20 protein-coding genes and 1 tRNA gene are annotated in these 21452 nt (G+C 64.3%); 4 read left to right on the top strand and 17 right to left on the bottom strand.

Annotation, left to right across the window (positions count from 1 at the left end; all coding sequences use genetic code 11):
- The 8 genes from tssH to AC1DXS_RS09985 all read right to left on the bottom strand — a co-directional run.
- Window positions 1-2103, bottom strand: a 2103-nt coding sequence (tssH, locus tag AC1DXS_RS10020; protein ID WP_477737361.1) for a type VI secretion system ATPase TssH, incomplete at its 3' end; no start/stop codon positions are given.
- A 44-nt stretch (window positions 2104-2147) separates the two neighbouring features.
- Window positions 2148-3158, bottom strand: coding sequence for a type VI secretion system baseplate subunit TssG (gene tssG / locus AC1DXS_RS10015; RefSeq protein ID WP_477737360.1), 1011 nt, complete (start codon window positions 3156-3158; stop codon window positions 2148-2150).
- Window positions 3122-4849: a type VI secretion system baseplate subunit TssF gene (gene tssF / locus AC1DXS_RS10010; protein WP_477737359.1), complete on the bottom strand. Its 1728-nt coding sequence runs from the start codon at window positions 4847-4849 to the stop codon at window positions 3122-3124. The genes tssG and tssF overlap by 37 nt, the downstream gene beginning before the upstream one ends.
- A 45-nt stretch (window positions 4850-4894) precedes the next feature.
- Window positions 4895-5308, bottom strand: coding sequence for a type VI secretion system baseplate subunit TssE (gene tssE, locus AC1DXS_RS10005; protein WP_477737358.1), 414 nt, complete (start codon window positions 5306-5308; stop codon window positions 4895-4897).
- A 50-nt stretch (window positions 5309-5358) separates the two neighbouring features.
- Window positions 5359-5844: an Hcp family type VI secretion system effector gene (locus AC1DXS_RS10000; protein WP_007873558.1), complete on the bottom strand. Its 486-nt coding sequence runs from the start codon at window positions 5842-5844 to the stop codon at window positions 5359-5361.
- Between the two features lie 271 nt (window positions 5845-6115).
- Window positions 6116-7603: a type VI secretion system contractile sheath large subunit gene (tssC, locus tag AC1DXS_RS09995; RefSeq protein ID WP_477737357.1), complete on the bottom strand. Its 1488-nt coding sequence runs from the start codon at window positions 7601-7603 to the stop codon at window positions 6116-6118.
- Window positions 7604-7627: 24 nt separating this feature from the next.
- On the bottom strand, window positions 7628-8122 hold the full coding sequence (gene tssB / locus AC1DXS_RS09990; RefSeq protein WP_477737356.1) for a type VI secretion system contractile sheath small subunit: 495 nt from the start codon (window positions 8120-8122) through the stop codon (window positions 7628-7630).
- Between the two features lie 404 nt (window positions 8123-8526).
- Window positions 8527-9396, bottom strand: coding sequence for an XRE family transcriptional regulator (locus AC1DXS_RS09985; RefSeq protein ID WP_477737355.1), 870 nt, complete (start codon window positions 9394-9396; stop codon window positions 8527-8529).
- A 144-nt stretch (window positions 9397-9540) separates the two neighbouring features.
- Here AC1DXS_RS09985 and AC1DXS_RS09980 point away from each other — a divergent pair, with 144 nt between their 5' ends.
- Window positions 9541-9903: a helix-turn-helix domain-containing protein gene (locus AC1DXS_RS09980; protein WP_477737354.1), complete on the top strand. Its 363-nt coding sequence runs from the start codon at window positions 9541-9543 to the stop codon at window positions 9901-9903.
- 100 nt (window positions 9904-10003) lie between these two features.
- On the opposite strand, the gene AC1DXS_RS09975 is transcribed toward AC1DXS_RS09980, so the two are convergent.
- Window positions 10004-10357 carry a hypothetical protein gene (locus AC1DXS_RS09975; RefSeq protein WP_477737353.1) on the bottom strand — a complete coding sequence of 118 codons (354 nt, stop codon included), beginning with the start codon at window positions 10355-10357 and terminating at the stop codon, window positions 10004-10006.
- A 196-nt stretch (window positions 10358-10553) separates the two neighbouring features.
- On the opposite strand from AC1DXS_RS09975, the gene AC1DXS_RS09970 reads away from it, so the two are divergent.
- On the top strand, window positions 10554-11831 hold the full coding sequence (locus AC1DXS_RS09970) for a hypothetical protein (RefSeq protein WP_477737352.1): 1278 nt from the start codon (window positions 10554-10556) through the stop codon (window positions 11829-11831).
- On the opposite strand, the gene AC1DXS_RS09965 is transcribed toward AC1DXS_RS09970, so the two are convergent.
- The 6 genes from AC1DXS_RS09965 to AC1DXS_RS09940 all read right to left on the bottom strand — a co-directional run bounded on the left by AC1DXS_RS09965 (window position 11828) and on the right by AC1DXS_RS09940 (window position 16394).
- A complete protein-coding gene (locus AC1DXS_RS09965) occupies window positions 11828-12265 on the bottom strand; it encodes a helix-turn-helix domain-containing protein (protein WP_477737351.1) in 438 nt (145 codons plus the stop codon). The two genes, AC1DXS_RS09970 and AC1DXS_RS09965, sit on opposite strands and share 4 nt — an antisense overlap.
- Window positions 12266-12457: 192 nt before the next feature.
- Window positions 12458-12545, bottom strand: a tRNA-Ser gene (locus AC1DXS_RS09960).
- A gap of 35 nt (window positions 12546-12580) precedes the next feature.
- Window positions 12581-13921: a serine--tRNA ligase gene (serS, locus tag AC1DXS_RS09955; protein WP_477737350.1), complete on the bottom strand. Its 1341-nt coding sequence runs from the start codon at window positions 13919-13921 to the stop codon at window positions 12581-12583.
- A 32-nt stretch (window positions 13922-13953) separates the two neighbouring features.
- Window positions 13954-14895, bottom strand: a complete 942-nt coding sequence (locus tag AC1DXS_RS09950; protein ID WP_477737349.1) for a threonine/serine dehydratase — start codon at window positions 14893-14895, stop codon at window positions 13954-13956.
- A 12-nt stretch (window positions 14896-14907) separates the two neighbouring features.
- Window positions 14908-15909 carry a 4-hydroxy-3-methylbut-2-enyl diphosphate reductase gene (gene ispH, locus AC1DXS_RS09945; protein ID WP_477737348.1) on the bottom strand — a complete coding sequence of 334 codons (1002 nt, stop codon included), beginning with the start codon at window positions 15907-15909 and terminating at the stop codon, window positions 14908-14910.
- Window positions 15906-16394 carry an FKBP-type peptidyl-prolyl cis-trans isomerase gene (locus AC1DXS_RS09940; RefSeq protein ID WP_477737347.1) on the bottom strand — a complete coding sequence of 163 codons (489 nt, stop codon included), beginning with the start codon at window positions 16392-16394 and terminating at the stop codon, window positions 15906-15908. Before AC1DXS_RS09940 ends, ispH begins: the two co-directional genes overlap by 4 nt.
- Window positions 16395-16558: 164 nt before the next feature.
- Between AC1DXS_RS09940 and radC the strand changes: the two genes are divergently transcribed.
- Both radC and AC1DXS_RS09930 read left to right on the top strand, forming a co-directional pair.
- Window positions 16559-17236 carry a RadC family protein gene (radC, locus tag AC1DXS_RS09935; RefSeq protein ID WP_477737346.1) on the top strand — a complete coding sequence of 226 codons (678 nt, stop codon included), beginning with the start codon at window positions 16559-16561 and terminating at the stop codon, window positions 17234-17236.
- 9 nt (window positions 17237-17245) lie between these two features.
- The gene (locus AC1DXS_RS09930) at window positions 17246-17902 is read left to right on the top strand and encodes a Smr/MutS family protein (RefSeq protein WP_477737345.1); all 657 of its coding nucleotides are present in this window, start codon (window positions 17246-17248) and stop codon (window positions 17900-17902) included.
- A 24-nt stretch (window positions 17903-17926) separates the two neighbouring features.
- Here the strand turns inward: AC1DXS_RS09930 and AC1DXS_RS09925 are convergent, their stop codons facing one another.
- Both AC1DXS_RS09925 and AC1DXS_RS09920 read right to left on the bottom strand, forming a co-directional pair.
- Window positions 17927-18358, bottom strand: a complete 432-nt coding sequence (locus tag AC1DXS_RS09925; RefSeq protein ID WP_477737344.1) for a group II truncated hemoglobin — start codon at window positions 18356-18358, stop codon at window positions 17927-17929.
- 468 nt (window positions 18359-18826) lie between these two features.
- Window positions 18827-21388 carry an ABC transporter permease gene (locus tag AC1DXS_RS09920; RefSeq protein WP_477737343.1) on the bottom strand — a complete coding sequence of 854 codons (2562 nt, stop codon included), beginning with the start codon at window positions 21386-21388 and terminating at the stop codon, window positions 18827-18829.
- Window positions 21389-21452 lie beyond the last annotated feature (64 nt).

Raw genomic sequence — 21452 nt, 5'->3', positions numbered from 1 at the left:
GTTGAGCACGTCGAGGTGGGCTTTTTCGACCTCGTCGAGCAGCACCACCGAATAGGGGCGCTGGCGCACCGCCTCGGTCAGCACGCCGCCCTCGCCGTAGCCCACATAGCCGGGGGGCGAGCCTATCAGGCGGCTGACGTTGTGTTTCTCCTGGAACTCGCTCATGTTGACGATGACGGTGGATTTTTCGTCGCCAAACAGGATATCGGCCACCGACAGCGCGGTCTCGGTCTTGCCGACGCCCGAGGGGCCGGCCAGCAGGAACACGCCCAGCGGCTGCTGCGGGTCGCGCAGGCCGGACTTGGCGGTCTTGAGCACTTCGGCGATCTGGTGCATGGCGTGGTCCTGGCCGCGTATGCGGCCGCACAGCACGGACTCCATGCGCATGACGCTCTCGGCCTGGTCGCGCAGCATCTTGCCGACCGGGATGCCGGTCCAGTCCGACACCACCTTGGCGACCACGTCCGGGTCCACGTCGACGCGCACCAGCGGGTTGGCGCCCTGGGCCGCTTCAAAGGCCTTGCCGGCCTCGGCGACTTTCTGCGAGAGCGCGTCGAACTCTGCCGGGGTGGCGTTGACGGCCTTGGCCTCCTGGCAAGCTGCGCGCGCGGCCAGCAACGCATCGGCCGCGCTCTTTTGTTTGTCCCATTCGGCTTTCAGGACTTCTGCCTCGGCGGCCAGCGTGGCGACCAGGCCGGCAATGGCGCCCAGTCGCTCGCTGTCGACCGGCTGGTGGTTGTCGCGGTCGCGCTCCAGGCCGCGCTGCTCGCGCGCCAGGGCCTGCATCTGGCGTTCCTTGTCCTCGAGCACGTCAGGCTTGGCGCTTTGCAGCACCTTGACGCGCGCGCAGGCGGTGTCCAGCAGGTCCACGGCCTTGTCGGGCAGCTGCCGGCCGGTAATGTAGCGGCTGGAGAGCTCGGCGGCGGCCACGATGGCGTCATCGCGCATCACGACGCGGTGCACGTCCTCGTATTTTTCCTTGAGGCCGCGCAGGATGATGACGGCCGTGGCAAGGTCCGGCTCGTCGAGCTTGACCGGCTGGAAGCGGCGGGCCAGTGCCGGGTCTTTCTCGAAATATTTTTTGTACTCGGCCCAGGTGGTGGCGGCGATGGTGCGCAGCTCGCCACGCGCCAGCGCCGGCTTGAGCAGGTTGGCCGCGTCGGACGTACCGGCCTGGCCACCCGCGCCTATCAGGGTGTGGGCTTCGTCGATAAACAGGATGATGGGCTTGGCCGAGCCCTTGACCTCGGTGATCACGCCCTTGAGGCGGTTCTCGAACTCGCCCTTGACGCTGGCGCCGGCCTGCAGCAGGCCCATGTCCAGGCCCAGGATGGTCACGTCCTTGAGCGAATCGGGCACGTCGCCGTCGACGATGCGCAGCGCCAGGCCCTCGACCACCGCGGTCTTGCCGACGCCGGGGTCGCCCACGCAGATGGGGTTGTTCTTGCGGCGCCGCGCCAGGATGTCCACCATCTGGCGGATTTCCTTGTCGCGCCCGAACACCGGATCAATCTTGCCGTTGCGCGCCTTGTCGGTGAAGTTTTCGCAAAAGCGCGCGATCGCACTACCCTCCCCGCCTGCTGCGGCCTGGCCGCCGGGCGTGCCGCCTTCGGCGGCGCCGGGGGTTTCCTCTATCGAGGCGCCGCAGGTCGCGCCGAAGCCGCTCAGCAGGCTCTCGCGGTTGAGCGCGCGCAGGGGCTCGGCGTAGTCGCCGGTGGCGTAGTAGCTGGCACGCGCCAGGAAGGCCAGCAGCACGGCGCCGGAACGTATGCGGGCCTCGCCGAGGTTGACCGAGGCGATCAGCCAGGCGTCCTGCATGAGCTCGAGCAGCAGCGGGGAAAACGCCGGCTTGCCGGCGTTGCCGGTGCGCATGTCCTCCAGGGCGCGGTCGATGCCGCGCTTGACCAGCGCCGCGTCCACGCCGTTCTGGCGCAGCAGCAGCGCGATGTCGGCCTGCACGTTGTCAAAGAGCTTGACCAGCAGGTGCTCGACGGTGATTTCATAGTGGCTGCGCGAGACGCACAGGCCCACGCCGTCTTCCAGCGCCTGCTTGGTGAAGGCATTCAGGCGTCCGACCAGGGGTTTGAGTTCGACCAGCAGCATGATGTTTCTCTTTCTCGCGGTGTTTGAAGAAGGGATGCCGAAAATTAAAGGGTGAACTGCACGCGGGTGGGCTGGCGCACGCGCTCGGGCGTGAGCCAGGTGTCCATGCCGAGGCGGGTCCAGTTGGTGGYGGCCGATTCCGGCGCGGCGTCGGCGGCATCGAGCGTGCGCGCGGCGCGGGCGTCCTCGTGCCGCAGCTCGAGCACAACGCGCACTTCGAGCGGGTCTATCAGGTAAAAGCGCACCAGGAACTCCAGCCGCTCATGGCCGGGCGTGCCGGGCAGCAGCTGGTGGAAGGAATCCTCGGGCAGGTCGCTCAATGTGATGGTGATGCTGCCGCTGTAGTCGTCGATCTGGCTGCCCAGGTAAGTCGTCTCGCCGAGCTCATGGGCCTGCTGGCCCAGGCGCAAACGCTGGTCGGCCGGGATGGGCACGTGCTGCAGCGTGCAGCACTCGACCCAGACTTTGGCCGGCCTGAAGGCGTCGGCCAGCAAAGTGTGCAGGCCCGAGGCCGAGCGCGGGTGCATGTTGAAGAGGCCGGCGTAGCGCAGCAGCCCGTCGGCGACGGGCAGGCCCGCGCGCAGGTCGCCGTCGCGCAGGCCGATAAAGGCATACAGCTGGTCCAGCACACCGGCGTCGCCGTCTTCCACCACGCGGTCCTGCAGCCGGTGCTTGCGCCAGGCGTCGAACAGCAGCGGGTACATCGCATGGTGGATGACGTCCAGGAAGTCACGCGTAGCGTGGCGGCCTTCGCGCTCTTCCTCGAACAGGTCTTCGGTGTAATAAGTAGGCAACGGCGAGGCCACGCCGTAGAGGCCGAAGAAGTTGGCCGTGATGCGGTAGCCGCCGCCATCCCGAGGCTCTATGCGCTCGATGTCGTTTTCGGGAAAGCCCAGGCTCAGCCGCGGGCGTATGCGCAGGCTGTCGGTCGGCATGCCGCGCGCCTTGCCGAACAGGCGCAGCAGGCGTATGGCCTGGAAATAGGAGAACCTCTCGCCGTGGGCGAGGAGTTGCTCCTCTACAGCAGCGGCTGCTGACCCAATCTTGGCGGCCATTTGAAGACTGCTCCTGTGAAAGCGTCTTCAAGCTCGACGCGGGTGTAGGAATTGATGCCGGCGTAGTCCCCGATGAAACGGTCGAGGACGCAACCGAACAAATACATGTCGCCTATGCCGGCGAAAAAATCGAGCCGGCACTTGATGCGGATCTGCTGGCCGCGCAGCAGGCTGCCGCGGCCGACCAGCCGCGTCTCGGGCGTGGCGATGACTTCCTGGATGCCGTCGATGCGCCGCCGGTTGGCGGTTTCGGCGCCCTGCTCCTGGCGCTCGGAGAACACATACAGATTGAGCAGCTCGCGCAGGTTCTCGGCGCTGGCGATGGACAGGAAGTTCAGCGAGACATGAGAGATCAGGCGCCAGAGCAAGGCTTCGCCCGAGGGGGGGTTCAGCGGCGCGGTCATGGGCCGGATGTTGCGAAAGCTCATGCGGTCGGGCGAGCTGCTGGTAGGCCGGCTCAGGTCGCCGAGCTTGAGGCTTTCAGGCAGCTGGCGGTTGGTGCAGGTGATGCGCACCGACAGGGTCTCGGGCAGCGGCAGGTCGCCGGGCGGGTAGGCCACCGACAGAAAGACCTCGCTGCCCCGGCCCACCGTGGCCTGGCGCAGCGTGGTGCGGTAGCTCAGGGTGTTGCTGCCGTCATGGCGCAGCATGCCGAAGGGCACGTAGGCGCGCTCGCGCGAAGCCCCCTGCTGGTAGCCGACGACCTGGTCCACCGAATAGATCTGGTAGTGCTGGCGATTGGCGGCCTCGGGCATGAGGCGGTATTCGCTGGCGCGGTGCTCGTGGTTGACCGGGTCGGCCGCGTGCTCGAACAGATTGACCACGGGCACGATGTTGAGCATGAAGCTGTCGCCGCGTATCTCGGGCATCCAGTCGGGGACCTGGTCCAGCAGCACGGAGACCTCGAACAGGGGGCCGGTGCCGCCGGCCAGCGCCTTGTCCAGGCCGGCGATGTCTACAAAGAGGAATTTCTCGGGCAGGACAAAAAACTCCTGCAGGCAGCGATAGCCCTGGAAGGCATGGCTGGGATAGGGCAGCAGCTCGCTGTCGAAGCCGGCCTGGCGCAGGGCCTTGGGGCCGAGTTCGGCCACCGTGCCGTCGCCGCGCGTCAGGCTCACCGCCTTGACGTGGTTGGCCAGCAGCAGCAGCAGCTTGGAGGCTTCGGTGTAACCACCGCCCAGGAAAAGGCGCAGCGAGGGCGTGGCCCATTGCGCCGCGTCCAGCCCGCCCTGCAGCGCGAACTTCAGGACCAGCCGCGGCGCCTGGCCGGCGCCGCTGGCCAGGTGCGCGCTTTGAAGCGAGACCGGTTGGACCAGAAGCTCGGTGCAGGTGCGAAAGCGGCAGGGCGTGCCGTCCACCGGCACGGAATCGATCTTGGTGCCCGCGTCAACGCGCACGCTTTCGGCCAGCATGCCCTTGGGCTCAAAGCTGACCAGGGAACTGGCGGGAATCGGGCGCAGGTAGTGGGGGAACAGCAGGTTGGCCAGCTCCTGCACGAACTCGGGGAATTCGTCGTCAAGCTTCTGGCGCGTCAGGCCCGTGAGGAAGGCGACGCCTTCGAGCAGGCGTTCCACGTCGGGGTCGGCCGAGGAGCCGGCCAGCATGGGCGCCAGCGCCGGGTTGGCCTGCGAGAACTCGACGGCCAGTCCCTTGAGCTTGTTCAATTCATCTTCGTAATACCGATTGAACATGGGGTTCTTTCACTCGCTCGGGGGACTGTTAAAGGGCCGTTGAAATCAGTTGATGTTGACCTTGCCGTTTGCGCCAACCGTGGTGGAGAGCTGGAGCGGAATCTCGCGGTCATCCACTTCAAGCCGGCCTTCCAGCGAAAACCGGATGGACAGCACGTCGGTAGACTCCCGGCTCATCACCACGCGGGGCGACTTGATGCGGGGTTCGTACTTCAGCACCATGCGGCGGATCTCTTCTTCAATATCGCCGGTGGAACCCGCGGTAAGCCCGCCGGCGATATTGGTGAAGTCGGGCACGCCGAAGAGGGGATCAAGCTGCACGCTGCCTTGCCGGGTATTGAGCAAGCGGTGGAGGTGGTTGGTGACCGACCGGACAAGAATATCGACCTGCGTCTGGTTGGTGCGTTGTCCACCTTCTTCCCAGGCCGCTATTCTTTCCAGCAGTCGCCGCTCCTTCACCGTGTTGCTCTCTCTTTACTCAGCCAGGCCGGCGTGCCGCTTGCCCGGCATTACTTCGGAGCGAGCCAGGAATCCTCGGCTTCGATACCGTCCGGCTCAAAGGTCCAGGTGATCTTCTCGTAGGTGAACGAGATGTCTTCCATATGGCCCATCTGCTTGTTGTCGGGGTTCAGGCAGTTGGGCGTCCAGGACCGGGCGTTGGTCAGGATGGCCGAGGACAGCTTGACGGTGTAGTACTTTTCTTCCGTGCCCTTGGGGGAGATACGGTAGAACTCCAGGCTCACGCTCTTGAGCTGCTCGCCCGAGGTCAGGGCCTGGAACAGCTTGGGCGTCGCCTTGTCGATTTCCTTGGTGACGGTCATGGGGCAGTGCACGCGCTTGCCGGTGGGCAGGCCGGTCTGCGGGCTCTTGGGGATCTCGATGACGTGGTCAACGGCTTGCACGAGGATCTTGCCTTCGTGGCCCTTGACCTTGACGGAGCCTTCGATCTTTCCTTGTTTTTCGCCTTCGAGGATGAGGTAGCATGGCATTGGCATGATGGTTTCCTTTTAAGTTGGTACTGTCGTAAAACTGTTTCAGATCCGGCCAAGGCCCCCGCAATAGCAGCTGACACCTATCAGCGGGGCTTGACCCTCTTTACCACCCCGCCCCTTGGCTACCCGGGTGATCTGCACATCTCTTAAACATCTGCTCTGTGCATGACCTGTATTCTGGAAGGCCCCTGTTTCGGGTCCATGTCAGAAGCCAGGCGGCAAAGTTACAACCGAAATAGAGGCGCCTTCCCTGCGGGAAACCGCCCGCCGGCCGTCACTTTTTCTCGAGCTTCCCAACGAGAGACAGGCTGAAGGAAGCGCCCATGTACTTGAAGTGCGGGCGAACCTTCAGGTCGACGCGATACCAGCCTGGATCGCCTTCGACGTCGGCCACGGTGATCTCCGCCTGGCGCAGGGGCCTGCGGCTGCGCACGCCCTCGCCCGGGTTGTCCATGTCGGCCACGTACTGGCGTATCCACATGTTCAACTCGCTTTCGAGGTCGGCACGCTCTTTCCAGGTGCCGATGTTCTCGCGCTGGATCACCTTGATGTAGTGGGCCAGGCGGCTCACCACGAACATGTAAGGCAGCTGGGTGCTGAGCTTGTAGTTGAGCTCGGCCTCCTTGCCTTCCTTGCTGTTGCCGAAGAACTTGGGCTTTTGCGCCGAGTTGGCCGAGAAGAAGGCCGCGTTGTCGCTGTTCTTGCGCATGGTGAGCGCGATGAAGCCCTGCTCGGCGAGCTCAAACTCGCGGCGCTCGGAGATCAGCACCTCCGCGGGGATCTTGTTCTGCAGCTCACCCATGGACTCGTAGGTGTAGACCGGCAGGTCTTCCACGGCGCCGCCGCCCTGCGGGCCGATGACGTTGGCGCACCAGCGGTAGTCGGCGAAGCTGCCGGTCAGGCGCGAGGCGAAGGCGAAGGCCGCGTTGCCCCACAGGAAGCTGTTGTTGCCGCCCGAGACGTCTTCCTTGTAGTTGAATTTTTTGGTCGGCACCGTGTCGGCGCTGTAGGGCACGCGCAGCAGGAAGTGCGGCAGCGTCAGGCCCACGTAGCGGGCATCCTCGGTCTCGCGGAAGGAGTTCCACTTGACGAACTGCGGGCCTTCGAAGACCGAGGCCAGGTCCTTCAGGTTGGGCAGCTGTTCATAGGACTCGACGCCGAAGAACTCGGGCGCGGTGGCGGCGATGAAGGGCGCATGGCCCATGGCCGCGACACTGGCCATGTACTGCAGCAGCTTGATGTCCTGCCCGCCGGGGCCGAACTCGTAGTTGCCGATCATGGCGCCGAAGGGCTGGCCGCCGAACTGGCCGTATTCGGCCGTGTAGAGGTTTTTGTAGAGGCCGGACTTGGTGATGTCGGCCGCGTCCTGGAAGTCGTCGAGCAGCTTGCTCTTGCTCACGCTGAGCATCTGGATCTTGACGTTCTCGCGGAAGTTGGTGCGGTCGACCAGGAACTTCAGCGAGCGCCAGGCCGATTCCAGCTTCTGGTAGTCGGGATGGTGCAGGATGGAGTCGACCTGCGCGCAGAGCTTTTTGTCCAGGTCGGCGATCATGTCGTCGACGGTGGCTTGCGTCACGCGCTCGACCGAGCGCTGGGGCTCGAGCAACTGCGAGACGAAGGCCTGGATGCCGTGGCGGGTGATGGAATAGGCGTCGTCGCCCTGCTTGATGCGCGCGGAGTTGACCAGCTGGTCGAGCAGTGAGCCGCCCGCGTCTTCCGCCGCGCCTGGCGCCGCTTCTGTTTGCTTGTTGGTTTCAGCCATGATGGTTCCTTGGGTGCGGTTCTTTTACTGGTCTTTGACGCCGAGTTCGGACATCAGCCGGGCGCGCACGCCTTCGTCCTGCACCAGTTCCTGGACCTTCTTGCGGAAGTCGGGAATGTTGCCCAGCGGCCCCTTGAGCGCCTTCAGCGCGTCGCGCAGCTCGATCATCTGCTTGAGCTCCGGCACCTTGTCGACGATGGCGTCGGGCGAGAAGTCGTTGATCGAGTTGAAGTCGATGTTCATCGCCAGCACCGCGTCCTTGTCGGCCTTGGGATCCAGCTTGTTGGGCACCGACATGCTCAGCGAAAGTTTTTGCGCTTTCAGGACTTCGTTGAAGTTGTCCTTGTCGATGTTGATCGGCTTCATTTCCTCCAGCGGCGTCTCGTCTTCACGCAAGGTGTAGTCGCCCATGACCAGCAGCTTGAGCGGCAGCTCAACCTCGGCCTTGGCATCTCCCGTGGCGGGACGATAAACAATGTTGACACGCTCTTTTGGTGCTACTGACCCATCGGTTGCCATGGTGGTTTCCTTCGATTCGTGAGGGTTGAGTGGAGGTCACAGCTGTTAAACACCTGTAACAAGTCGAAAACGATAGTACTCGATATCCTTTGATTTAAACAGCCATGTTTCAGCCGTAATACGAGTGAAAAAGAGGGCGCGGGGGCCGTGGGAGCATGCCGCAAAATCAGCCGGGCCAAGCCATGCTCCCGTAGCACGTTTGTGCGACAAAATCATCTGCACCACGGCATAGCGATGCGAGGCGCCACAGTGTCTCGCCTTGCCTGTCGGCAGGGGATAGGAACAACCCTAGGCAGTGATGCGGCAAGGCCGCGATGGAAATATTTGCCTGCGCGTGGCGCGGCAAAGCAGCAACACCGGACACCGCGCCATGCGGCAAGTCTCGGTGAGATGCGGCGCGATCCTCAGTTGAAGGTAACGCCGGCCCAGCGCACCCGGCCCAGCACCGCGAAGTCGCGCTCGGCCGACTCCTGGCCCTGAATGTCGAAAGGCTCGTAGGCCGGGTTGTAGCTGCTGACCCGCAGGATTTTTCCGGGCAGGCGTTGCAGCCTTTTCATGAGCAGTGCGCCATCCAGGCGTATCAGGTGCACGCCCTCGGTCAGCGCATCGCGGTCGCGCAAATCCGCCAGCACCGCGTCCCTTGCATGCAGCCAGGGTTCCATCGACGCGCCCACCACGCCGAACATCGCCAGGTCGTCATGCGCGATGCCCAGGTCGTAACGGATGAACTGCGCATCAAAAGGCCGCATGGCCAGCACGGAGTCGGCGTCGGTGAAGGCAACCCCTTCGGCCTGCTCGCGCAGATCGAAGAGCGGGACATAGATCAAATCATCGATCTGCATGGCGCGCACGCCGCGCGGCACCGTCGCGGACCGCGCCGTCTCCCTCGCTTCACCGCCCAGCAGCTGGGTGGGCGTGGTGTTGTATTCGCGGGCCAGCACCTCAAGCTCGAAGGCGTCGGGCAGGCTGTCGCCGCGCTCCACATTCCAGATCGTGTTGCGGTGCACGCCGACCGCGGCGGCCACGTCGTTGATCTCGCGGGCGCCGCGCGCCGCCCGGCAGCGCTGGCCGAACTGTTGCATGAAAACCGCGCGCGCCTCCGTCCTGACGGTCTTGACCTCGGTCTTGTCCGCAGCGGCTGCCGCGTGGTAGCGGTACCAGGCCACCGGCTCATCCGCCTTGACCGGCGACACCGAGGCGAGCGGATAGGGTTGATAAGCGTTTTGCGGGGCAGGCGCCTCCTGCCCGGGTAGCGCCGTTTCTTTTGTGCTCATGAACACTATTTTGTGTCAATGAACACAGAAATGCAAAGTTAAAAGGGAAACACCTGCCAACCTCGCATAAAAAGATAAACAATATTCATAGTTATGGGCGCCAACAAGCTTGACTTCATGGTTTTCAAGCTGAGAATGGTGGACATGAGCACAAATAAAGCAACAGCCTCACAGGAAGATATGCACCCCGCCGACGTCATTGCTGCCTTGCGCAAGCGCGGCACCAGCCTTCGAAAAATTGCCCAGGACAACGGCTACAGCCATATCCAGCGCGTGCTCACCAGCCCCTGGCTGGCCGCCGAGCAACTGGTGGCCAAGGCCCTGGGCACCACTCCCCAAGCCCTGTGGCCCTCGCGCTACCGCGATCCCGCAGCCAGGGCCCTGGCCTTTCGCCAAACCCGCAAGATCGCCGTGACCATGCCGCATGCGCGCGACAAAGCTTCTGCAGCACCGCCCGGCGCACCCCCTGCAGCACCGCGGGCCCGTACGCGCAGTCCTGACAGTTGAACGGTCGCCTTGCGCGCTATCGTTCCGCGCTATTGAATTGAATGGCTTGAGCTCAGGCGGGCGGGGGGTTGCCACGAGCGGCAGCGTGTGACGCGGCGCCCTATTGCAAGGCGCCGGCCGCCGTGGCGCCCCGATCCACGGGGTCCACCACCACATCGTAGATTTCGTTGATGCGCCAGACAGGGCTTTCATAGGCGGCCTGACCCCGCACCTTGACCAGAAAAGAGCTGCTGCGCTCCGTCGCCTCCAGGGTCAGCTCGCACGAAAAGTCGATGCATCCAGCGTCCGTCGAGATCGCGCTGATCAGTTCATGCTCGGCCAGCGAGAGCCGCTCCTTGCTGTCGCGCGGGAGCAACTGCTCCACCTCATAGGTCCGCATCACGATGGCCGTAATGCGGCCTATCAGCTCATCCACGACCGAATTGGGGTTGGAAACCATCAAAGGATGATGCATTCCCGGCATTCTCCTACAAGGCGCAAAGAGGTGAGCAGCTATATTCATTTGGCGGCTTGTCATGAGCCGCTCCCTCCCTCGCTGGCCCTGCCAGCTTCCACGCCCGGTTTGTCCGGGCTTTTTTTTGCCCGTGGTGCCGGGCGGCAGCGGCACCCAGCTCCAGCGGACACTCCCCCGATGTCCCGCACAATAAGCAATGGGCACAAAAACTCATCCCGTCCTGGTCTGGCTGGTATCCGCAGCGATCTTGTTTCCCCTGTTTTTCCAGCTCTCAGGCGGCATTTACCGCGATCTGGATCCGATTTACGACTCACGCGGCATCCTGTGGTCGCTGCCCCTGCCCATCTCCATTGCGGCCTGCATCCTGGGCATCGCCGCGCATGCGCGTCGTTTCGGGCCGGCCCGGCCGGCGGCGATCTACATCGCCTTCTTCATTGGATTGATCGGGGTGTCATTCGCCTTCGCGGGCGAAGCGCCGAATGGCAGAGCGGCAAAGCTGTTGTACGCCGCGCAAACCTTGTTGCCGACCACGGGCCTGGTTCTGGGCCTCTTGCTTGGCGCTGCACGTGAAACGATTGCCCGGGCCTTCTTCTGGGTGTTGGCGCTGGTTTTGCCCTTGCAACTTCTGGCCGGTTGGTTCCAGGGCGGCTTGATGCTGACGAACTACTTGTATGTGTTCAGCATCTACCAACATATCCAGTTTGTGCCCATTGTGTTTGCGGCGGCATTCGCCTTCGTCACGGTGCACCTGTGGGACAGCCAAAAGGCCTCGATATGCCTGCTGACGGCGATCACAGGGATCTACGTGCTTGCCAGCGGCGCCTTTCTGGCCATCGGCCTTTATGGGGGATTCGTGCTGGTGTTTTTCGGGGAGGCGATATTGAAGCGCTCGAACGGCCATGCGCAGGGCCTCCTGGCCATCGGAGCGGGCATCGCAGCGGCCGTCTTCGCCGGCAGCCTGTATTACGGCCAGGTCAAAGGAGACACGGACAGATTCGGCAACGCCAATGCCTACGTGCAAAAGTTCCGGGACGTGGCCGAAGGGAAATTACCGGGCAACATGGCCCAGCGCGTCAACGACTGGAAGATGTACGGCGGCTGGGTGGCACAGAGCCCGCGCACCCTGCTCTTTGGCCACACGAAGCCGCCTTCACGGGAAGTCATCACCAGTGCGCACAACTGGTACCTCGACCTTGTCTATAACTTTGGGCTGCTGGGGCTGCTGCCCATAGCGGGGCTGATCGGCACCACCGCATGGAAGGGATGGCAACTTCGGAACTCGCTCCCGGCTGCCATCTGGTGCCTGGCGGGCCTGACGGCCTTCATGATCCTGGTCGACAGCAACTTCAAAGTGACGCTCAGGCAACCCTACCCCGGCATATTCACCTATTTCCTGTGGGGCCTGCTGCTCGCGCACCTGCAGGGCACTCCAGGCTCGACGCGGATCGGTGCTCCTCGCCCCGCCGACAGTTAGCGCGCCAAGGCCTCAAGGCGACCAGCGGCGTCCTTCTTGCTCATTTTTCGCAATGCAGCAATGGAAGCAAACTGGCTGGCTCGCGGCCGCGCTTTTCCGCTCTCCCATTTGTAAATGGACTGGCCGGTCACGCCAAGCAGCAGCCCCACCTCGGCTGCCGACAAACCCAGGCGCTTTCTTTGCGCCGCCAGGCCGCCGGCGCTGAAACGAAAGCCGCCGGCGGGCTGTTCAGCCGCAGCACTCGGTGCCGTTTTGCCAACAGCCTTGCCCAGGCGGCTGACCATTTGCTCGAGGGCTGCAATGCGGCGCTTCAGGGCGGCGATGTCGGAACGGTAGTGCGCTGAGGCCTTCTTCAGCTGCTGGGTATCCGCTCGCGTTTCCTTGCGCGCAACACGGGCGATCTCTTCTTTCAGTACTGTGGCGATATTGGGCATGGTCTTTTTTTCTTCCAACGAATGAAAGGGCCATCATAAATGGCCGGGACAAGCCGCCAGGGACTGCAGCCGTGCCGGATGCAACGGGTGCCGATCCGATAGACGCTTTGACTGCCAGAAACGAAAAAGCCCCGATCAACGGGGCTTTTAAGGCATTTCACAGATCAACCTGGATTGTTCTGGATGCAATGTTGGCGGAGAGGGTGGGATTCGAACCCACGGTACCTTGCGGTACGCCTGATTTCGAGTCAGGTACATTCGGCCACTCTGCCACCTCTCCAAGAGTGAACCTGCAATTCTAGCAGGCCCTGGACCCTACTTTCCAGCGGGAGCCAGCACCTTGATGCCGCCCATATAGGGCTGCAGCACCTCCGGCACGGCAACGGAGCCGTCGGCCAGCTGGTAGTTCTCCAGCACGGCCACCAGGGTGCGGCCCACGGCCAGGCCGGAGCCGTTGAGGGTGTGGACGAATTCGTTCTTGCCCTGGGCGTTCTTGAAGCGGGCCTGCAGGCGGCGCGCCTGGAAGGCTTCGCAGTTGGAGACCGAGCTGATTTCGCGGTAGGTGTTCTGCGCGGGCAGCCAGACTTCCAGGTCGTAGGTCTTGGTGGCGCCAAAACCCATGTCGCCGGTGCACAGCAGCATGACGCGGTAAGGCAGGCCCAGCTTTTGCAGGATGGCTTCGGCGTGGCCGGTCATGGCTTCGAGCGCCTCGTAGCTTTTGTCGGGGTGGGTGACCTGCACCATCTCGACCTTGTCGAACTGGTGCTGGCGGATCATGCCGCGCGTGTCGCGGCCGTAGCTGCCGGCTTCGGAGCGGAAGCACGGCGTGTGCGCGGTGAACTGCAGCGGCAGGTCCGCCTCGGCGACGATTTCATCGCGCACGAAGTTGGTCAGCGACACCTCGGAGGTGGGGATCAGGTACAGCGAGACGCTTTCGGCTTCGGCCGCGCCCTCTTGCCCGCCCTTCTTGACGGCGAACAGGTCTTCTTCAAACTTGGGCAGCTGGCCGGTGCCGCGCAACGAGTCCCCGTTGACGATGTAGGGCGTGTAGCACTCGGTGTAGCCGTGTTCCTGGGTCTGCACGTCGAGCATGAACTGCGCGAGCGCGCGATGCAGGCGCGCCAGCGGGCCCTTCATGACGGTGAAACGCGCGCCCGTCAATTTGGTGCCGAGCTCAAAGTCCAGGCCCAGGGGCTGGCCCACGTCGACGTGGTCTTTGACTTCAAAGGCGAAGGCGGCAGGCTCGCCGCCCGGGCCTTCGACGGGGCTCCACTTGCGCACTTCGACATTGCCGGCTTCGCCCGCGCCCTGGGGCACGCTTTCGTGCGGCAGGTTGGGCACAGCCAGCAGCAGGCCTTGCATGTCGGCCTGGATCTGGTCGAGCCGGGCGGCGGAGGATTCGAGTTCAGCTTTGGAAGCGCTCACTTGCGCCATGACGGCACTGGCGTCTTCCCCCTTGGACTTGAGCTGGCCGATCTGCTTGGACAGGGTGTTGCGCTGGTTCTGCAGCTCTTCGGTGCGGATCTGCAGGGCCTTGCGTTCGGCCTCCAGGGCCTGGAAGGCCTCTACATTGAGGAAGGTCTGCGGCGTCTTGCGGGTTTCCAGGCGGCGAATAGCCGAGGGCAGGTCTTTGCGGAGCAGGTTGATGTCTAGCATGGCTTGATTGTATTTGTGGCGCCTTTGCGGGCTCAGTTCAGGCTGGCCGGGTCCAGGTTGGCGCCGCAGATGATGAGGCAGACTTTTTCATCCGCGCGCGGCCGGTAGCGGCCGCTTTGCAGCGCGGCCAGCGGCAGGGCCGCGGCGGGCTCGACGGCCAGCTTGAGTTCTTTCCAGAGCCAGAGCTGCGCCGCGCGTATGGATTCGTCCGTCAGCAGCAGCGCGTCGCGCACATGGGCCTGGGTGACCTCCCACGACAGGCTGCCTATGCGCCTGGCGCCCAGCGAATCGGCGGCGATGCCGCTGACGGCGACGTCCACCGGCTCGCCGGCCTCGCGGGCCTTGTAGAGCGTGGGCGCCAATTCAGGCTCCAGCGCGACGACGCGGCTGCGCTGCTCGAACCAAGCGGCCACGCCGCCTATCAGGCCGCCGCCGCCCACGCTGACCAGCACCGAGTCGGGCACACCGCCCTGCTGTTCGATTTCCGCGGCCATGGTGCCGGCGCCGGCCAGCACTTCGGGCTGGTCGTAGGCATGGGTCAGCAGCGCGCCGGTCTCCTGCTGGCGCAACAGGCAGGCCTTGAGCGCGTCGGCATACGCGGCGCCCGTCACCACCACCTCGGCACCCAGCGCGGCCAGCTTGGCGCGCTTGGCGGGGGGAGAGACTTCGGGCACAAACACTTCGCAACGCACACCCAGCTCACGGGCCGCGGCCGCGGTGGCGATGCCGGCATTGCCGCCTGAGGCCACGATCACGCCGCTGGCCGGGATGGGATTGGACAGCAGGCGGTTGAGCATGCCGCGCGCCTTGAAGCTGCCGCCGGTCTGCAGGTGCTCGAGCTTGAGCCAGACCTCGCCGCATTCCACGCCCAGCGCCTTGCCGGGCAGTTGCCACAGGGGGGTCTGGCGGATGAAATGGCTGTAGCCGGCCTTGAACGTGCGCAGGCAGCGCTCGATGTGGTCGCGATCGGTCATGGGTGAGAGGAATCAGGTGAGTTGGTGGAGCTGGCTGTCGTTGACTTCCAGCATATGGCCTTGCGCGTCCAGCTTCAGGCCCTTGGGCAGCGGGAACTTGATGGTCTCCTCGATGCCGTCCATCTTGCGCACCGACACCGCGCCCAGCGCCTTGATGCGGTCTATTACCTGCTTGACGAGGATCTCGGGCGCCGAGGCGCCGGCGGTGAGGCCGACCCGGCCCTTGCCCTCAAACCATGCTTCCTTGAGTTCGCTGGCATCGTCGACCATATAGGCCTCGGTGCCCAGCTTGGCGGCGAGTTCGCGCAGGCGGTTGCTGTTGGAGCTGGTCGGGCTGCCGACCACAATGAGGATGTCGACCTGCGGGCTCAGCACCTTGACGGCGTCCTGCCGGTTCTGCGTGGCGTAGCAGATGTCCTGCTGCTTGGGCTCGCGCACCTGCGGAAAGCGCTGCTTCACGGCGGCGCTGATCTCCGCCGCGTCGTCCACGCTCAGCGTGGTCTGCGTGACCACAGCCAGGCGCTCGGTCTGGGCCGGGGCGATGCGCCACACGTCGGCTGCGTCTTCCACCAGGTGGATGCCGCTGTCGAGCTGGCCCATGGTGCCTTCGACCTCGGGGTGGCCCTTGTGGCCGATCATGATGAACTCGTAACCTTCCTTGTGCAGCTTGGCGACTTCCACATGCACCTTGGTCACCAGCGGGCAGGTGGCGTCGAAAATCTGGAAGCCGCGGCGCTCGGCCTCTTTCTGGATGGCCTGGCTCACGCCGTGAGCGCTGAACACCAGCGTGGCGCCGGGCGGCACGTCGTCCAGTTCCTCGATGAAGATCGCGCCTTTTTCCTTGAGGTCGTTGACGACGTAGGTGTTGTGCACGATCTCGTGGCGCACATAAATCGGCCTGCCGAATTTCGTCAGCGCGCGTTCGACGATTTCAATGGCACGGTCCACGCCGGCGCAGAAACCGCGAGGCTCGGCCAGCAGGATTTCCTGCGGGAGTTTCTTCTGTTCAGTCATAACACGCCTATCACTTGCACTTCAAACACCACAGGCTGGCCGGCCAGCGGGTGATTGAAATCGAATTGCACCGCATCGCCATCCGGCTTGACCTGCTGCACCGCGCCGGCGTACTGGCCCATGCCGTCGGGCGTGGGGAACTGCACCACGTCGCCGACCTTGTACTGCTCGTCCGGGTCGCCCAGTTCATTGAGCAGCTTGCGCGCCACCCATTGCACCAGCTCCGGGTTGCGCTCGCCGAAAGCCTCGCCGGCCGGCAGCTCAAACGTGGTGCGCGTGCCTTCGGGCAGGCCCAGCAGGCGTTGCTCGATAGCGGGCGAGAGCTCACCGGTGCCAAGGCTCAGCGTGGCGGGCTTTCCGTCAAAGGTGTTGATGATGTCGGCGCCTGGTTTGCCGTCCACCGAAGGCCCGGCCATGCGGTAGTGCAGGGTCAGGAAAGAGCCCTGCTCGATCAGGGGGGCGGCGGAGAGTTCCACAGTGGACATAGGGCTGGGGCTTTCGGGGCCGGCCGCAACGGCGGGCCAATGTTTGTAAACTGCCTCTATTGTAGAAAGGACGGCCTGGCCGGGCCAAACCCGGTTTTTTGGCCTTTTTGCGCGACGGATTCCCTGGCCGCCGCGCCAACCCACAACAAGAAGAGATCGACCCAATGATCCTGAAAGACCTGCCCCAAGACAGCCGCCCCCGTGAAAAACTGCTGGCCCGCGGCCCCGGCGCGCTCAGCGACGCCGAATTGCTGGCCCTGCTGCTGCGCACCGGCATCCCCGGCAAAAACGTGCTGCAAATGAGCCAGGAGCTGCTGGGCACCTTCGGCGGCGTGGCCGGCCTGCTGCACACCACGGCCGCGGACCTGCAGCGTGTCAAGGGACTGGGCGGCGCAGCCAAGCGCTCGCAGCTGGTCGCCGTGCTGGAACTCGCCCGGCGTGCACTGGCCGAAAACCTCCGGCAGAAAACCGTGTTCGAAACACCCCAGGCGGTGCGCGACTACCTCCAGCTGCAGCTGGGCAACCGGCCGCACGAGGTGTTCGCCATCCTGTTCCTGGACAGCCAGAACCGCCTGATCGCACTGGAAGAACTGTTTCGCGGCACGCTGACGCAAACCTCCGTCTACCCGCGCGAGGTCGTCATCCGGGCCCTGGCCCTGAACGCCGCCAGCGTGGTGCTGGCCCACAACCACCCCAGCGGGTCAGCCCAACCTTCTCGCGCCGACGAAGCACTCACGCACAACCTCAAGTCCGCACTCGCACTGGTGGATGTGCGCGTGCTTGACCACTTTGTGGTGACAAGCACGCAGGCGGTTTCCATGGCTGAACTGGGATTGTTGTAAGGTTGGCTCATGAAATCCCCCGCCCTCAAAAGCCTGCAGGACCTCAAGGCCGTCAAGCGGGAAATCGAAACCCGGGCCCGGCTTGAGAAAGAAGCCGCTGCCGCAAAGGCCGCCGCTGCCGCCAAAGCCAAAGCCGAGAAAGAACTTTTCTCGCGCGCCGTTGGCCCCGTGAAGGCCTTGCCCGCCAAACACCTGCCCGGCCACAAGGCGTCATTGCCGGCAACGCAAGCCGCGCCCATCCCGGTGCAACAGCAGCGCGACGAACTCGCGGTGATGCGCGAGGCGATTTCCGACGAGTTCGATGTGGAGACCCTGCTGGACACCGACGAGGCGCTGAGCTTCAGGCGGCCCGGCATGGGGCCTGACGTGGTGCGCAAACTGCGCCGCGGCGGCTGGAGCATACAGGGCCAGCTCGACCTGCACGGCCTGCGCCGCGAGGACGCGCGCGAGGCGTTGGCCGACTTCATCAAGGATGCCCACAAGGTGGGCTGGCGCTGCGTGCGCGTGGTGCACGGCAAAGGTTTGGGCTCACCCGGCAAGACGCCGGTGCTCAAGGGCAAGGTGCAGAGCTGGCTGATCCAGAAACAGGAAGTGCTGGCCTTTGTACAGGCCAGGCCTGCCGAAGGCGGCGCTGGGGCGCTGGTGGTGCTATTGGCGCAGAGTTGAAGCTGTCGCCCCGCTGCCGATTACCTACTCGCCCCTGTTACGCATCCAGTCGGCCGTCTGGAAAAAAGACGCATTGAGCCGCACACGCAGGCCCTCGTCCACCCCGGTCTCACGCATGGCCTGGTCCATGCAGGCCAGCCACTGATCCCGCTCGGCAATCCCGATAGAGCCGCCGCCGGTCTGCTGCGGCATGTGGCGCATGCGCAGGCGCGGATGGCCGAAGCGGTCGGTGTAGTACTGCGGCCCGCCCAGCCAGCCACACAAAAACCAGAACAGCCGCTGGCGAGCATTGTCCAGCGTGCTGCCATGCGCAGCGCGCAGGGCTTTGTAGCCCGGCTCCAGGTCCATCAGGTCATAAAAGCGCTCAACCAGCGCCTTGACGCGCTCCTCACCGCCTATCCAGGCAAAAGGAGTTTCGAAAGGGGGATTTCCGGGAGGACGTTCTTCTATCTGCATGGAGAGATTATCGAAGGAGCAGCGGCCCGATTCAGGCCTAGGGCTAATCCAACAGCATCCTGTCTTCGGTTGTTCTGTATTACTGTCCCCACCCCTTGTGGATGCGCCGAGGAGCGCAGGGCCAGACGGATCAGGGCAAAAACGTGTTTGAGCGAAGCGAGTTGTTTTTGACCCCGTCTGGACCGAGCACCGCAGGTTGCCCGAAGCGAAGCGCAGGGACGCAGGAACCAGGGTCGCCTTTTCTTTGCTTACGTTCTTTTGGCGAAGCAAAAGAAAGTAAGTCGCCCGCCGGGGCGAGACCCGGCTCCGGAACTTAAAACAACAACAGCTTCAAAACGACCAAATGCTTCGATACCTCAGCACGAACGGGAGACAGGGAAGCAGGCTTCGACAAGCTCAGCCCGAACGGGGTAGAGCCCAGCCCGAACGGGGCGAGGTCCATCCCAAACGGAGTTCGGAAGGCGCCCATCACTGCGCCTTCCTAAGTGTCTCCACCACTGGCGTATTCAAAACCGACCTCAACCCCCACCACCCCGCCGCCAAAGCCAACACAGCCCCCGCCAGGCTGCCCATCAAAGGCACAGTCCACGACCCCGTCCAGCTGAACTCAAACACAAACCGCGCCAAGCCCCATCCCACAGCCAGCGCAACGACAGAGGCCAGGAAGCCGGCCAGCAGGCCAACACCCGCCAGCTCGGCCCGCTGCACCTGCCGCAGCAAGGAGGATCGCGCCCCGACCGCCCGCATGATGGCGAATTCGCGGGCGCGTTCTTCGCGGGTGGCGGTGATGGCGGCGAACAGAACGACCAGGCCGGCGGCGAGCGTGAAGCCGAACAAAAATTCCACCGCGCGTATCACCTGGTCGAGCACGCGCTGCACCTGGGCCAGCGTACTGCTCATGTCGACATTGGTGATGTTGGGAAAGGCCTTGACCAGGGTGTTGTCAAAACTTTGCGGGCGCGGCAGGCCGGCGGCAACAGCAGCCGGCTCGGGCGCACGGAAGGCGCTGATGAAAGAGACCGGCACGTCGGCCGGCAGCTTGGCGACCGTGTACATCACAAAAAAATTGACGCGCATCGAACCCCAATCAACCTTGCGCAGGCTGGTGATTTTGGCTTCGCTGGCCTGGCCGCCTATGTCAAAGCGCAGCGTGTCTCCCAGCTTGAGGCCCAGGGTTTTGGCCAGGCCGTCCTCGACGCTGATGGCGTCTTTTTCGCCGGGCGTCCAGCGCCCGCCGCTGGTCTGGTTGTGCGAGGGCATGTCCGCGCTGTTGGAGAGATTGAACTCGCGGTCCACCAGGCGCTTGGCGCGGTCGTCCTCGTAATCGTCGGGCGTGACGGGCTTGCCGTTGACCGCCACCAGGCGACCCCGGATCATGGGGTACCAGTCGAATTTTTTCACGCCGCCGTCGCGCAAGGCCTGCTGGAAGGCTTCGCCCTGCTCAGGTTGCACGTTGATGACAAAGCGGTTGGGCGCATCGGGCGGCGTGGCCCTGCGCCAACTGCTGATGAGGTCGGTGCGCAGCAGCACCAGCAGCATCAGCGCCAGCAGGCCCACGGCCAGCGCACTGGTCTGCACCACGGCGTACACCGGCCGCGCCGACAGCTGTCGCGTGGCCAGTACCAGCCAGCGCGGCGCGGTGGCCTCATGCACGCTGGCGCGCAGCAGCTTGACTGCGGCGAAACTCGCGACGGCAAATACCAGCACCGCGCCGGCAAAGCCGCCCACGGCGATCAGGCCCAGCTTCAGGTCGCTGCTGGCGGCCACCAGCAGGGCCGCAAAGCCCGCCATGCCCACACCGAGCACCGCGAGCGAGGCGGGTTTGAGGTTGCCGACGTCGCGGCGGATGACGCGCAATGGCGGCACCTGGGCCAGCTGCAGCACGGGCGGCAGGCCGAAGGCCAGCAGCAGCGTGAGGCCCATGCCCATGCCGAACAGCACCGGCCAGAACGTGGCCGCCGGCAAGACGGTTTCGACCAGGCCGGCCAGCAGCAGCACAAAGCCGTAGTGCACGGCAAAACCCAGGGCCACGCCCAACGCGCTGGCAAAGAGGCCTGCCAGCACAAACTCAAACGCGTAGGCCAGCGCAATGGTGCGCTGAGGCTGGCCCAGCACGCGCAGCATGGCGCAATCGTCAAGATGCTTGGCCGCGAAGCCGCGCGCCACAATCGCCACAGCGACCGCGCTCAGCAAGGCCGCAAGCAGCGCCACAAGGTTCAGAAATTTCTCGGCCCGGTCCAGCGTCTGGCGCATCTCGGGACTGCCCGACTCGAGCGACTCCAGGCGCACGCCACGCACGCCTGATTGTTCAAAAGGTTTTTTGATTTCCGCGTCGGCCCATTTCACATAGGCCTTCACCGCCTTGTCATCGCCCGCGACGGCAAAGCGGTAGTTGGTGCGGCTGGCGGGCTGTATCAGGTTGGTGGCCTTCACGTCGGCCTGGTTGACCATCACGCGCGGTGAAAAGCTGATGAAACCCGCGCCGCGATCGGGCTCCTGCACGATGATGCGTGTGAGCTTGAAGCTCGAATCACCCAGGAGCAGCGTCTGGCCCAGCTTGAGGCCCAGCGCGTCGAGCAGCGAGGCATCGGCCCAGGCCGTGCCGGGTGCCGGCACCTCGCGCGTGTCGGCGCCGGGCTCTTCGGCGTTGCCGGCCACCTTCATGCTGCCGCGCAGGGGATAGCCTTCGGGCACGGCCTTGAAGGCCACCAGTTTGCTGGCACCGCCGTCGGCGTCAGGGGCGCGGCCCATGGTGGGAAAGGTGACGGTGGAAATGCCTTGAAGGCCCAGTTCGCGCGCTTTGGCGATAAAAGCGGCCGGCGTCAGGCCGTCGCTGCGGATCACGGCGTCGCCGCCCAGCAGTTGGCGCGCATCGCGCTGCAAACCGCCCTTGAGGCGGTCGGCAAAAAAGCCGACGGCCGTGAGCGCCGCGACGGCCAGGGTGACGGCCACGATCAACAGGCGCAACTCGCCCGCGTGCAGGTCGCGCAGCATGGTTTTCCAGCCCAGCTTGAGAAAAAGGGTGTTCATGCGCAGACCATAACGCAAAGTCCGCGTCACTGGGCGATGGCCGGGTTTAGAGCCGGGTTATGCA

Source organism: Polaromonas sp. P3_B1, assembly GCF_056402935.1.
This window is presented reverse-complemented; position numbering and strand designations above follow the sequence as displayed.